Genomic DNA, 13,546 nt, shown 5'->3' on the forward strand with positions numbered 1-13,546 from the left:
AGGATATACCTGTGCCCGATAGAGCAGATGTTACTCGATGAACATCACCGTGCATTTCGCAAAGGCCATGCCCGCCGTACCCGGTTCTCGTTTCGGGATCAGTGCCTTGCTTTGGTCACCACTTACGGTGCTGCCGGCTCACCGGGTTCTGCACATCTTTGTTAAGGCGCGGGCGCGTCGGATAATAAACCTGGCCCGATTTTCCAGATTTATTCAAATCCCTTGTAACTTTTATCCGCTTTGACTTTCTAATTTTCAGGCACCACTCGTCAGGGTATGCATCACTGAGGTAATGGGATCGATCAAAAATAACATGCCCGTTTCCTTGGACTGTTCCGATGCAAGCCATCGGATAGAGATCTGGGAGGGCAAGCCATGAAACATTCATTCATTTATCCCGCATCCCTGTCATTATTCCTGGTCGTTTCACCTTCATACGGCAACCAGTGGGAACGGCATCTGGGCGCTGAGGCAATGGGCGAGAGCATATCAGTCACCGCAGGCACCCCCCGCTATGATTGGTCAGAAGTGCACGCCCAAAGAAGGGAACAACTGGAGCGAGGTTCATACGAGGAACCGGTCTTTGATATCGAAAACCTGCCGCCTACGGCTGCCGGGCCTCAAGGCAACCGCGGCAGGAGTAAGACGTGGGGTGAGGCAGAGGCCGAGCGTCGGAGGCAGCTGGAACGTGGTAGGTTCTAAAGCGCGACTTTTATTCACCTGGGAGCCAATCGCCAGAGTCCCGGCCCTGGCGATTGCCTGTTACCAGATAAGCGGCCGCAAAGACTTCGACCAATCAAAGCCCAATTATTGGCGCCAACTCATCCCCTCTGGCGCCGACCTCAGGTGCCCCTAGGGCGGCAGTCCATCCAACAAGCCTCCTTTTTGTAATAACGCCATTTCGGCGCGACTGGCAAAGCAGGCGATCTCTCTCTGGCCCAGATTAGGCCGGATTCGACGGGCATCATTCAAGGCATCGACTGCCCGTGGGATATTGCCCTCGTGAATATGGGCAATGGCGAGCACAACTCTGGGCAGGAAAATCCGGTCATCACAACGACAGGCATCACTGGCGGTGCGAATGGCATTGTCGATCTGGCCGAAATTGAGCATCCCCCTGGCAAGCAACGCGCCCCAGGCCGAGCGACGATTATCACGCGGGCTGATCTTCATGCCCCGGAGCATAAAATCGATGCCCTGGACATCGCCCTGGCGAATCATGGCAGCCCCCAGGGCGGCCATCGCCTGGGCATTACTGGGGTCCAGTTCCACGGCGCGACGCAACATGCCGACGCCCCGCTGCAGGTCCCCCATATCGGCAAACGCACAGCCGGCATAGCCCAGAACGTCGGTATCCTGACCGTCCAGAGCCACGGCTGTTTCAGCTGACTGGGCGGCCTCCATGAGCCATTCGTGCCCACGGATGAGCCCCACCAGATGACCAATGGCAATAATCAGGGCCAGATAGGCATGGGCAAATGCCAGTTCCGGATCCCGCTGGATTGCCTGTCGCAGGAGGTTGGCAGCTTCGGTGAAACTTTCCTCACTCCAGCCTTTTTGGCCAAGAATGGCGTGCCCCTGGCGATACAGGGCCCAGGCACCGAGGTCCACCGTGCGTCGTTTCCGGAGCTGGCTCAGCTCAGCCCGATTGAGTTCGGGCTCAATTCGGCTCACGATCTCGCGCACCACCTCCTCTTCCAGCGCGTTCAGGCTTTCGGCCGGGATCAGTTTCCGGTCCGACCAGAGCATGTTGCCGCTCGCCGCGTCCAGCAGCTGGACCCCGACTCGCAGATTGTCCCCCATGGCCCACACCGAGCCTTCGATGACGTAGTCCACACCCAGCTCTCTCGCGATGTGCTGAATGCTCACTTCCCGCTGACGATACTGAGATGCGGTATTGCGAGACAGCACCAGAAAACCGGGAATGCGGGCCAGGTGAATACTGATATCTTCACTGAGCACTTCCGCAATCCAGGCAGTCTGGTCAACGCCCACGCCGTGAGAGAACGGAAGCACCGCCAGCACGGGCTGCTCTTTCTCCCTTTCATTGCCGGACGAAAACAGGCAGGCGGCGGCCAGCTCCTGATGCGCCTCGGCAGCGCTCTGCTGCATGGCATCTGACTCGGAGTTCGGGGCAAGGGGATCGGGAGCATCAATGTCGGCCACAAAGCGATAGCCCCGACGATTGAACGTGGCGATGAAGCCCTGTGTCTGCCCGTTATCCCCCAAGGCCTGGCGTGCTGCTTTGACGGCACTGCTCAAGGCGGACTCGCTGACGACCTTGCCCGTCCATAGCTGATCCAGCAGCTCCGTCCGGCTGACGATACGGTCGCGGTGAGTCACCAGATAGGTCAGCAAATCGAAGACAAGCGGCTCCAGGGGCTGGGCTACGCCGGCGCGACGCAGCTGCAGCTGGTGGGTGTCCAACTGAAAATCAGAAAAACTGAAAATCATGGATTGAGTCCGCAATAACTAGCTGTGTATAAAATTAGCAGACAACACCCCGAGATTCTCCACATATTCCCCACACCCACCCCAAGTATGGTCCAGGGCAACCCCGTAGACTGATCTCAAGTTGTTTCACACGCCGCCCATTACGGGAGGCTTCCAACCAGAGCAAGGAGAACGACCATGCCATTAGTCACCATCAATCTGATCGAAAACGTATTCGACAAGACACAGAAGCAGGAGATGATTGCGAAAGTCACCGACGCCATGGTGGGCATTGAAGGTGAGGCCATGCGAGGTCTGACCTGGGTAGTCATTAATGAAGTCAGCGAGGGGGAATGGGGAATCGGAGGAAAGCCCCTCAGTAGTGAGGATGTGCACAAAATCCAAGCCTCTGCTGCTTGAGATCAAGATGGGCCGGTCACTCGATTGGCCGGCCCGCAGCTTTTCAAGAAGCGACGCCAGGAGTAAATTTAAAGCTGTAAGCTGCGCATGCAGAGCCAGTAACTGGCAGTTCGTATTCAGACTCTGACCGGAGTAGACATGCCGGCTCCACCACCAACACGGTCCACTGGAGTCATGTCATGAACACAATCTCTCACCTAGTACTTGCGGTAACTCTGAGCTTTATCCCGCCCGCATTAGCGCATCAGGACACCATGAATGATGGCCATACCCGTAGCACCGGGGATGACATCGGCACCGTCAATTTTAAGGCTGACTGTGATGACAGTGTGCGCGCTGATGTCGATCATGCACTGGGCATGATGCATCACATGATGTACACCCAGGCCCGCGCCGAGTTCGACGCCATTATCCAGGCCGATCCCGACTGCGCCATGGCCCATTGGGGTGTTGCCACGTCGCTGTTCCAGCCATTATGGGGCACCACCCCGAGCCCTGAGGATATCACCCGGGGTCGCCAGGCCATCGAGCAAGCCCGGAACGCGGCCGAAGATGAGCGTGAACGGCTACTGATAGACGCGACCGCTGCGTTCTTCGAGCCGGATACCGACCAGGTCCGGGAACGGCTGGCCGGCTGGATTGAGGGTATGGATCAGGCCTATCAAGCCTTCCCGGACGACGCTAATGTCGCTACCCTTTATGCCTTGTCCCGCTTGACGCTGTCGCTGTCCGCCGAAGACCGCAAGGCACTGCACAACGAAGCAGAAAAGGTACTGCGTGGGGTTTGGGAAACCGAGCCCACCCATCCCGGGGCAGTGCATTACTCCATACACGCCACGGATGCCGATGGCCGCGCTGGGAACGCCACTGAAATCGTGGACTCCTATACCGGAATAGCCCCCAGCGTTCCCCATGCCCTGCACATGCCGTCTCACATTTATGTGCGGCTCGGTGACTGGCCCCGGATGATTGAGTGGAATCAGCAGTCCGCAGACGTGGCGGTCGATCACAAGGTCGATGGCGCGACGTCGTTCCACTACATTCATGCCCTTGATTATCTGGTCTATGGCCACCTCCAGCGTGGTGAAGACAGCGCCGCACGCAGCGTCTGGGAGACCGCCCAGGCCAACGGACCACACCAGGCCAATTTCCCCGGCGCCTTTCACCTGGCATCCATCCCCGCAAGGTTGGCCGTTGAGGAACGGGATTGGGAGGCGGCCGCCGCCATCACCCCCCGTGCGGTCGACTATATCAGCTGGGACAAGTTCGCCTGGCCAGAGGCTCTGAGTTGGTTTGCACACGGGCTTGGGGCTGTCCACACCGGTGATCTGGAAGCCGCCCGCACGGCCGAAGAGCGCCTGGAGACTCTGGTGGAAACCGCCCGGTCCGCGGCCGATCCGCGTTTCTCGACCTACATTGAGGTGGATCGAAGGATCCTTGCCGGGTGGATTGCGCAGGCCGAGGGTGAACCAGACCGTGCCATCGAACTGATGCGTTCCGCCGGGCAGCTGGAAGCCAGCGTCGAGAAGCATCCGGTCAGCCCCGGAACCCTTCTCCCTCCCTACGAGGCGCTTGGCGATCTGCTAATCGCCCTGGATCGCCCGGCCGAGGCCCTCGCCGCTTATCAGCAGTCCGATCGCACCTGGCCAAATCGGTATAACACCCTGGAAGGAGCGGCCCGCGCGGCCGATCTGGCCGGCGATACCGGATCCGCCGGGCAGTGGGCCCGCCGACTGCTGGAGATAGCCCCGGAAGCAGAGCGCGGCTCGATCGAAGGAGTACAGGGGTTGGCGGGGAGAAGCTAGGCCCCTCGGGGCGGGGAGCGCGATGAGTCAGTGTCACGACCATCAGCAGACAGCCCTCGCCCCCTACCCGGCCAATAAGTTGCTCATTATTTGATCAACGCCTATAAGTATGTAGTTGGGACCTGCAATCTTCTACGAGTGCAAGTCACACCGTCGACTAACAACAAGGAAGGCAAGGAGAAGGACCATGCAAACGGAAGCAGCACTTCAGCGCGGCCGAAATGACCCTGGTCTTGAGAACCCAACGCGCCGAAGCCTTTTGATTGGCAGCGCCGGGGCCATGGCCGCCGTAAGCCTACTAGGCTTTATACCACTCGCAAAAGGCGAGGAGCCCAAAACATTGCCCGATTACGCCGCCTGGAAAGAGCGCAATGCCCTGATTCTGCATAGCGCCAACACCATGGAGACCAAACGGGGTGCAATCGGCAACGGCGTCATCACCGCCAGTGATCGCCTCTTTGTTCGCAATAACCTGCCTGCGATTCCGGAGTCGGAAACAGAAAATCCCGATGCCTGGGAAGTTCACATCGAAGGCGTCCAAAATCCGCGTACCCTCACCGTCGGGGAATTGAAAAAGATGGGCGTCACAACCACTGCCTCCGTGCTCCAGTGCTCCGGTAACGGTCGAGCCTTTTTTCCTCATGGTGCGAGTGGTACTCAATGGTCTGTTGGTGCCGCCGGTTGCGTTATGTGGACAGGCGTTCCCCTGAAAGATGTTGTGGAAGCCCTGGGCGGAGCCGTCGCTGGTGCGAAGTACATTACCAGCACGGGTGGCGAATCCCTGCCGGAGGGGATTGATCCCAAAACGATCGTGGTCGAGCGCTCGGTACCCACCAGGGCAATGGAAACGGCGTTACTGGCGTGGGAGATGAACGACGAGCCTCTCAGCAATACTCATGGTGGCCCCCTGCGCATGGTGGTGCCCGGCTACTATGGCGTTAATAACGTCAAGTACGTGAAGAACATAGCCTTCACGGAGAATGAGACCGATGCCAAGATTCAGGCCTCGGGTTACCGCATCCGGGATGTGGGTGATAAAGGCGCCCCGGACCAACCCTCTATGTGGGAGATGAACGTCAAATCCTGGGTGACTGCGCCTCTGGAAACCGGAAGCAGTGGCCGGAACATGATCTACGGCGTTGCCTTGGGCGGCACAGTGCAGCTTGAAAAAGTGGAGGTTTCGGTGGATGGCGGTAAAACCTGGAAGCAAGCACGGTTCCTGGGGCCGGACCTTGGCCCCTACGCCTGGCGCCCCTTTGTCCTGGCAGCGGACCTATCGCCCGGCGAACATCGAATTGTCAGCCGGGCAACAGACATCGAAGGTAATAGCCAGCCGGAGGGCCGCACCGATAACGAGCGTGGCTATGGCCACAATGGCTGGAAAGACCATGGGGTCACAGTAGCGATCAGTTGATAGGTGTGGGGCGGGGCCGCCCCCGCCCAGCCTGCCCCAGAGAGACGTGATATGAGAATGATTGCCGTACTATTTGTTGCGCCCCTGCTTGGCACCTCGCTTCTGGCCGAGGCCAGCGACACCGAAAAGGGAAAACAGGTATTCACCCAAGAAGCACAGCCTTCCTGCACTGTGTGTCATACCCTTGCAGACGCCGGGTCTTCCGGCGAAATCGGCCCGAACCTGGATGAACTTAAACCATCGCGGGAAATGGTAATTAATGCTGTTACCAGCGGCGTTGGAGTTATGCCGGGGTTCAAGGCATCCCTGTCTCCGGAGCAGATCCAGGCTGTGGCGGCTTACGTTGCCAAGGTGACAGGCGGGGATAAATAAAGCCTAGAAATCAGATCGGGCCAGGAAATCAAGCTGATCTTTGATTGACTGAACCAGAGCTTCGCCCCGATAAACATCAAAATGACCAACCGGATAGTGCTTCACTTCCGCGTTCGGCAGTCTCTCGGCCGCTTTGGCCGCAGCACTCGCCGGGGCGACCGTATCGTGGTCGCAAATCAACACCAGTGCGGGGCAGGCGACTTTGCTGGCCAACCGGATGGGCCGGAAGAAGGGAATCGCATAACTCACGCCCGCTGCAACATAATTCGACGCATTATCGGCCAGCAAGGGAACATACCCCTGCTGGCAGTCCTCAGCGGTCATCATGCCCAACTCGCCGGGGTAGCCTGCCGATGCAATATACCGGGGAGACATCCCCAGCCCGCGACGAAGCCAGTCCACCGTTCCGTGCCAGGTCAGGCGCATCGCCTGCATGAGGCCGGCATAACCGATAACACCCAGCAAAGACGCCAAACCATCAACCATCGGGCATTGGGCGATGGTGCATTGTACGCCTCCATCCTTTGCCGCGGCCGCAATCACAAGCCCGCCCGAAAACGATGTGCCCCACAGGCAAATGCGGCTCCCATCGATACGATCCAGCTGCCGCGCAAAATTCAGTGCCGCCAGCCAATCCGCCACTTCCTTCCGAGGGCTCAGCGTCTGTCGTGGCTGACCATCACTGTCACCGAAATGGCGGTAGTCAAAGGCAAAGACCGCATAACCCGCATTGCAGAAGGCTTCTTTAAACGGAGCCAGACCACTGGCATGAGTCAGCCCAAAACCATGCGCCATCACGACACACGGCAAACTTCCACTGTCGGCATTCGGCGTGTAAAGAACACCGCGACAGGTTGTACCATGGCTCGTAAATTCCAGGGGAGTTTCGATCATTGTTTGGCTCGCATGCTTGAAGGTCGAGAGACTCAGGATAGCTCATTGCTGCTAGTTGAGGGCGCAGAGGTTTTGACGTCGTGGAGCATGAACAAAGTCGAGTTTGGCCGGTTTCCCAAACAGGCATCGTAGTCTATGTTTTGAGTATGGACGAGCGTTTTCAGGGCAGATTGAAAGTCCCGCTGTCGAAGCCCACCTACCCTGCCGAGGATGCACCATGTTGAAGACTTCACTGAGATACCTCACCGTGGTTGCCTTTGCCGCTAACTTTACTGCTGTTTCCGCTCTGGCTGACGCCACAACACCAATCGACTGGACATCGGTTCCGATTGAAGAAGTTACCCTGTTCTATCCCGGACAATCGAGCTTGCAGTGGTTACATAGCCGGGAACATCCCGGTGCGCGTAAGTTGCAACGCGGCGCCGCCTGCACGGACTGCCACCGTGACTCGGAACGAGACATGGGTAACGATATTGTCTCAGGTGGCCACCTGGAACCCAATCCGATCGATGGCAAGAAAGGGTCACTACAATTGGCTGTCCAGGCTGCTCACGACGAGGAAAACCTGTATCTCCGGTTCCGCTGGAAGACCCAAGCGGAACGGCCCGGAGTGATGCACAACTACATGCGCTACGATAGGCAGGCATGGGCATTCTACGGCGGCCCCCGATCGGCAAAGCGCGTGCGTCAGGGAGAGGAGCCGCCCCTCTACGAAGACCGACTTGCGATCATGATCGACGATGGCGATGTACAACGTTTTGCCGAGCAGGGGTGCTGGCTCAGTTGCCACACCGGCATGCGGGACATGCCGGGCGAACCTACATCAGAAGCGGTCCGCTCTCACCCGTATTTGGGCGAAGGTGGCCTGGGCCGCAATGACGTGCGCAAGTACCTTCCCGTCTCCCGTACCGACACATCCTCGAGCTGGGACAAGGTTGAATCCCCCGACGTTCTTGCGGAGCTCAAGGAAAAGGGCGTTTTTCTGGATCTGATGCAGTGGCGTGCGGCCCGGAGCAACCCGGTCAACATGGCAGACGACGGCTTTGTACTCGGATACCGCCTTTTCGACGAAGGGAAAAACCCGTTCTCCTGGAACGTCGATCGCGACTCCATGACCCCCAAATTCATGTTCGATCCCAAGAAAGTTGGCAGGAAATCCCTCACCGTGTCGGATATAGAGACTGGCCCGGAACCTGCCGCCCTGATCCGCGAAGATAATTCGGTCCCCTATGACCCCGATGCCGGGTGGAAAGAAGGCGACGTGCTTCCAGGCCGACTGCTGAGTCGCATAGACGCCCGGGGGTCGGCGGCGGACAACACCAGGGTTACCGGCAAGTGGGAAGATGAGAGCTGGACTGTGACCTGGGTCAGACCGCTCGACACCGGCCATGACGACGACATCACCCTGAAGCGCGGTAACACCTATACCTTCGGCTTTGCCGTGCATGACGACAATGTCACGACGCGTTTCCACTTTGTGTCATTCCCAGTTGTCGTCGGGATCGGCCGAGGCGGAGATATTACAGCTGTCCCTCTGGATTAACCGTCGGGGCCAGGGTAACTCCGACCCCGGAACATGGTCGATCTGTGTGGTGCCACCTGCAGTGGTACAGGGCCGAAAAAAAAGCTTTCCCGCTGGAGAAAGGCTTTAGGTCAGTGCCCCAGAACTTCTGGTAACGGCTCACCCACGGCCCCGGAGGGCGCTTTTGAGCCGATCAGGGATGACAGGGTCGGGGCAATGTCATACGGCGCTATTGGTCGACTGACGGTTTGGGCCTTCAGGCCGTATCCGGAAAAAACCACCGGTACATGGGTGTCATAACGCCACGGGGAACCGTGAACCGACGCCACCTCCAGACCATCAAAATCGTTGATAAAAACATTGGGCTTGAAGACCACGTAGATGTCGCCCGACCGTTTCGGATGGAAGTTATTCAAGACGGCATCAATGACTGGCACTGTCGGGAACGAACCCGAGCGCAGGGCCGAGCTGGATATCGCCACAGAGACACCCTCAAACTGCATCAGCGTCTCTGCAAGAGTCTGTTCGATCTCCGCTTTATTCAGACCTTTTTCATCGATGATCTCATCGTTGAGATACAAGTAGGGTTGGAAGAACGCCTCTATGAGTTCCTCACCAATGCCAAACTCCTTCTTCAGGGCCTCAATGGCCGGCGTCTTGTCGAGCGCCTCGACATCGAAATAGTTGGCAGTGGACACGCCAAGCTGATTGAGATGGCCAGGAACTTCGGGCTGTCCGTGATCGGCCGAAAGCACCACCAAAGTGTTCTCAAGGCCCACGTGCTCATCAACAAAATTGAGCAGGTCAGCCAGGGTACGATCCAGGCGAGCCATATTGTCCTCGGTTTCCAGGCTGGAAGCGCCGAAAACGTGACCGACATAGTCGGTTGAGGAAAAGCTGACCGCAAGGAAATCCGGAATCTCGTCCTGCCCCAACCCCTCGGCTTTAAGCAGCGTGGTTGCAAAATCCAGGGTTAATTCGTCACCGGCCGGGCTGAGCGTCAGGCGGGTCGTCATGTAGTTGTCGTCAGCCGCCCCCCAGGCATGGGGGAAGGTACGCCCGAAACCCGGAAAATCGGTTTCGAAATCCTGATCATCAGACCCACCAAACTGGTAAGCATCCGGCTTCAGGAGCAGCTCCCAGGCCTGGCCCGCGTATTTGCCAGCGGGCTTGCCCGCGTTCCAGTCCGTCACCCATTGCGGGTACTCGTCATAATAATACGTGCTGGTAACAAACTCCCCGGTGGCCTTGGAGAACCAGAAGGCTTTCCCGGTCTGCCCAGCCAGGGTCACTGCGCCCCGGTCTTTCATGGAGACGCCGAAGATCTTCGACCGCCCATTGAAGTGAATCGCCAATTCATCACTGAACGTTGACGTGAGGATGGCGGTTGGTGACCGGCCATCCACCTTTGCTGCCTTCTGGGTCGGATCGATTTCAGTCTGTTTATCGACATCAGCACCGACGGTCAGCAACCGATAGCGTGCATCTTCAATGTTATAGATCAGACGCCCCAACTCACGGTCAAACCAGACATTTCCGATCATCCCGTGGCGTGCGGGTACTGTGCCAGTGGCCAGGGATGTGTGGCCAACGACAGTCTCTGTGTTGGCGTGTCGATAGTTGGCGTTGGAATAGGTGATTCCGTTGTTCCAGAGGCGCTTGAAGCCATCGTCCCCCAGGACTGACGCGTAACGCTCGGGAAGATCGGCGCGCAGTGCATCCACGGTGATTTGCAGAATCAGCTTTGGGTGGCCGCCACTTTCAGTTTCCGCAGCGCCTGCTGCGCCGGGGACCAGACCGACTACCAGGACAGAAAACGCAGAGGTGAGCGAGAGGCACGCCCAACTGTTCCGAAACTGCTTCAGGAAAGAGAAAGAAAGCCTGGTCATGGGCGCACCCTTATTTGGTTGAATGTCCTTATTAACCAAACAATCACCACCACGGCTCCGTGTTGCTACAGAGTCACTGCCCAGATTGTGTTATTTTGGTATAACACAGCCCCGGCTTTTTTCAAGCCGACAGGGGGAAAATCTGTCCCGCTTATCCTGCCAGGAACAGGATAGTCATAACAACTGGGTGCATCCTGATGAGGTTGGCAAATGATCAAACCGCCAGCTCGATAATCTCACCAACCACACCGTCTTCACTCACCTGCAGCCGCCCCACCGTGATCGGCAGAGAAAAACGCCGAGGCCCGGAGCCACCTGGATTGAAATAAAGCACATCGCCAATCCACTCATTACGGGGCTTATGGGAATGGCCGGCGATCACCACCCGGTAACGGCCATGCGGATCAATATCGAGGGTTTTGACGTCGTGGAGCATGTAAAAAGCGTGGCCGAGAAATTCCAGATCCTGAACATCGGGAAGGGTCGCTGCGCGGCCTGTTTTGTCGATATTGCCACGGATCGCAACCAAGGGGGCGATCGCCTCCAGCGCATCCAGAACCTCGTCCCGCCCCACGTCACCGGCATGAAGGATCAAATCCGAGCCTTTCAAAACCTCCAGGGCTTCGGGACGCATTTTGCTGTGGGTGTCTGCGATCACTCCGATTTGCATACTCCTGCCCTCCGAATCGCTCAATCACACCCACCCAGCCTATGCACAAGGCCATGCAGGTAAGTGTTGCTATAGTGAAAGAAGACCACCTGATTCTCAATGTCGGCCAGAACAGGTAAATACATGTCACTCCCGGTAGGACTTCCCCATGCCCACTTATACCGTTACGGTCGCAAATCTTTCTCTGTCGCAGCAGCAGAAATCACAGATAGCGGAGGCCATAACATCGGCCCATAACACGCAAACCGGCGCGCCCCGATTTTTTGCCCAGGTTTAGTTTTTTGCTGCCAGTGAGGGCGAGCACTTTGTAGGTGGCAGCGTGAACACCGCGCCTCAAGTGTATGTGCACGGCCTGGTACGGGAAGGCCGCAGCACCGAAGTCAAACAGGCCCTGATGAGCCAGATGCTTGAAGAGATAGCCCGAATTGCGGGCATAACAGCTGAGGACGTCTGGATCTATCTGCAGGACATTCCCGCCACTCAGATGATCGAATTTGGGCGGTTTCTGCCAACGCCGGGCAAAGAAGCGGAGTGGGAAAAGGGAATGACTCCGGAAAAGCGGTCCAGGTTACCCAAATACTAGATTTGTCCCGGTTTTCGGTGCTCAAGCTCAGATTTGGCGCCGCTATCTATTCATACACCGGTGAACTAAATTTGTTCTCATCACGGTTCCACCTATGGCGGGGTTGCGTATGCGCATCGAGCGAATGGCGGTATACACGGCGAATCTGGAATATACCGGAAAAGCTTATGCCTTTGCTGGCGGCCGCTCCCATCAGGGATTCGAGACGACGGTTGTTGCCCTCTCAACAGACACGGGACTGGAGGGCTATGGTGAGGTGTGCCCCTGCGGTCCCAACTACATGGCGGCTTTTGCCGAGGGCCTACCTTCCTGTCTATCACTACTGGCACCTGAGGTACTTGGCCAGGACCCTCGGCAAGTGTCGGTGATTCAGGAGCGCATGAATCAGGCGCTCACCGGCCAGGCTGTCGCCAAGGCGGCCATCGATATTGCCTGCTGGGATCTCCTGGGCAAGGCGTGTGGGCTTCCTGTCTACACACTGCTTGGTGGGCTTCAGTCGCCATCCATGCCCTTGCACCGGATTGTTCCACTGGCCGAACCAGGGGAAATGGAAGAGTCTCTTCGTCGTTATCGTGCCGAAGGTTTTCGGCACATTCAGATTAAACTAGGCCATGAGGTGGAAGAGGACATCGATCTGGTTCGCAGGCTTGGCAAGCTCAAGCAGCCTGATGAACTCTGGGTTGGCGATATTAACGCCGCCTGGCGGCGTGATCAGGCACTGCGATTCTCAAGGGCCATCGAGGATGTGGATATTTACCTTGAGCAACCCTGTCGCAGTTACGAAGAGTGCCTATCTGTCAGGCGGCACGCCAGGCATCCAGTCAAACTGGATGAAGCTTTTAACACTTTGAACGAGTTGCAGCGTGGACTAAGAGACAATGCCATGGATGCCATTGCGTTGAAAGTCAGCAAGTTCGGTGGGCTGACACCGTCCCGGATCATTCGGGATGTGTGTGCAGACGCCGGCATACCCATGACCATTGAAGACGCTTGGGGCAGTGGCATCGCGACGGCTGCCTATGCACACCTCGCCGCCAGCACATCCCCCAGAGCCTTGCTGAATACCACTGATTTGCACAACTACAACACAGTGCAGCTTGCCACGGGTGCCCCGGAAGTGGCGGACGGCCGAATGTGGCTCAGTGATCGACCCGGGCTCGGCGTTGTACCAGACTTTACCTTACTTTCCTTGCGGGATGTCTACGAGTAAGACCGGGAAATAAATCGGTCCCGGTGCTCCCTCGGCATTCCGTCACCCGTCACGCTTGGCGGTGCCTGTAGTTTTAGAATATTTCTAAATAATCTGAAAACAGTTATGAAAACTAGGTCTGTAAACATCTGTAAACGTCTGTAACCTTCCCCTGCAGAGGATGTCTCAATTTATGAGAACCAGCACAGCATGGTTCTTATTAAGTAGTAGTGGATCAAGATGGTTAACAACGCAGAGGAGTACACAATCATGAAACACTTATCATTGATAGCCGTCTTGGCACTAATGTTCGCAGGAACAGCCGTCGCCGAGGGCGTTGGAGAAGAAGATATCA

Annotated in this window: 12 protein-coding genes; 8 read left to right on the forward strand and 4 right to left on the reverse strand. The window is 57.2% G+C overall.

Annotated elements, in window-relative coordinates:
- Positions 1-852 precede the first annotated feature (852 nt).
- A complete protein-coding gene (locus FDP08_RS07850; protein ID WP_137435425.1) occupies positions 853-2,454 on the reverse strand; it encodes a winged helix-turn-helix domain-containing protein in 1,602 nt (533 codons plus the stop codon).
- Between the two features lie 177 nt (positions 2,455-2,631).
- On the opposite strand from FDP08_RS07850, the gene FDP08_RS07855 reads away from it, so the two are divergent.
- The 4 genes from FDP08_RS07855 (at position 2,632) to sorU (ending at position 6,444) form a co-directional block, all read left to right on the forward strand.
- Complete coding sequence (locus FDP08_RS07855; protein ID WP_137435426.1) at positions 2,632-2,853, forward strand: tautomerase family protein; 222 nt, start codon at positions 2,632-2,634, stop codon at positions 2,851-2,853.
- 179 nt (positions 2,854-3,032) lie between these two features.
- On the forward strand, positions 3,033-4,658 hold the full coding sequence (locus FDP08_RS07860) for a tetratricopeptide repeat protein (protein WP_137435427.1): 1,626 nt from the start codon (positions 3,033-3,035) through the stop codon (positions 4,656-4,658).
- A gap of 187 nt (positions 4,659-4,845) precedes the next feature.
- Positions 4,846-6,072 carry a SorT family sulfite dehydrogenase catalytic subunit gene (gene sorT, locus FDP08_RS07865; protein WP_137435428.1) on the forward strand — a complete coding sequence of 409 codons (1,227 nt, stop codon included), beginning with the start codon at positions 4,846-4,848 and terminating at the stop codon, positions 6,070-6,072.
- 51 nt (positions 6,073-6,123) lie between these two features.
- Positions 6,124-6,444, forward strand: a complete 321-nt coding sequence (gene sorU / locus FDP08_RS07870; protein WP_137435429.1) for a SorU family sulfite dehydrogenase c-type cytochrome subunit — start codon at positions 6,124-6,126, stop codon at positions 6,442-6,444.
- 3 nt (positions 6,445-6,447) lie between these two features.
- Here the strand turns inward: sorU and FDP08_RS07875 are convergent, their stop codons facing one another.
- Complete coding sequence (locus FDP08_RS07875; RefSeq protein WP_137435430.1) at positions 6,448-7,338, reverse strand: alpha/beta fold hydrolase; 891 nt, start codon at positions 7,336-7,338, stop codon at positions 6,448-6,450.
- A 217-nt stretch (positions 7,339-7,555) separates the two neighbouring features.
- Between FDP08_RS07875 and FDP08_RS07880 the strand changes: the two genes are divergently transcribed.
- Positions 7,556-8,881: an ethylbenzene dehydrogenase-related protein gene (locus FDP08_RS07880; protein ID WP_137435431.1), complete on the forward strand. Its 1,326-nt coding sequence runs from the start codon at positions 7,556-7,558 to the stop codon at positions 8,879-8,881.
- A 110-nt stretch (positions 8,882-8,991) separates the two neighbouring features.
- Here FDP08_RS07880 and FDP08_RS07885 read toward each other — a convergent pair whose 3' ends face one another.
- Positions 8,992-10,749, reverse strand: coding sequence for an alkaline phosphatase family protein (locus FDP08_RS07885; RefSeq protein WP_137435432.1), 1,758 nt, complete (start codon positions 10,747-10,749; stop codon positions 8,992-8,994).
- A gap of 214 nt (positions 10,750-10,963) precedes the next feature.
- Complete coding sequence (locus FDP08_RS07890) at positions 10,964-11,419, reverse strand: metallophosphoesterase family protein (protein WP_137435433.1); 456 nt, start codon at positions 11,417-11,419, stop codon at positions 10,964-10,966.
- Positions 11,420-11,567: 148 nt separating this feature from the next.
- Here FDP08_RS07890 and FDP08_RS20470 point away from each other — a divergent pair, with 148 nt between their 5' ends.
- The 3 genes from FDP08_RS20470 (at position 11,568) to FDP08_RS07900 (ending at position 13,212) form a co-directional block, all read left to right on the forward strand.
- Positions 11,568-11,696, forward strand: a complete 129-nt coding sequence (locus FDP08_RS20470) for a tautomerase family protein (RefSeq protein WP_228263260.1) — start codon at positions 11,568-11,570, stop codon at positions 11,694-11,696.
- Positions 11,697-11,738: 42 nt separating this feature from the next.
- Complete coding sequence (locus FDP08_RS20475) at positions 11,739-12,002, forward strand: tautomerase family protein (protein WP_228263261.1); 264 nt, start codon at positions 11,739-11,741, stop codon at positions 12,000-12,002.
- Positions 12,003-12,111: 109 nt separating this feature from the next.
- The gene (locus FDP08_RS07900) at positions 12,112-13,212 is read left to right on the forward strand and encodes a mandelate racemase/muconate lactonizing enzyme family protein (RefSeq protein ID WP_137435434.1); all 1,101 of its coding nucleotides are present in this window, start codon (positions 12,112-12,114) and stop codon (positions 13,210-13,212) included.
- The last annotated feature ends 334 nt before the right edge of the window (positions 13,213-13,546 follow it).

The organism is Marinobacter panjinensis (assembly GCF_005298175.1).
GTDB lineage: Bacteria > Pseudomonadota > Gammaproteobacteria > Pseudomonadales > Oleiphilaceae > Marinobacter > Marinobacter panjinensis.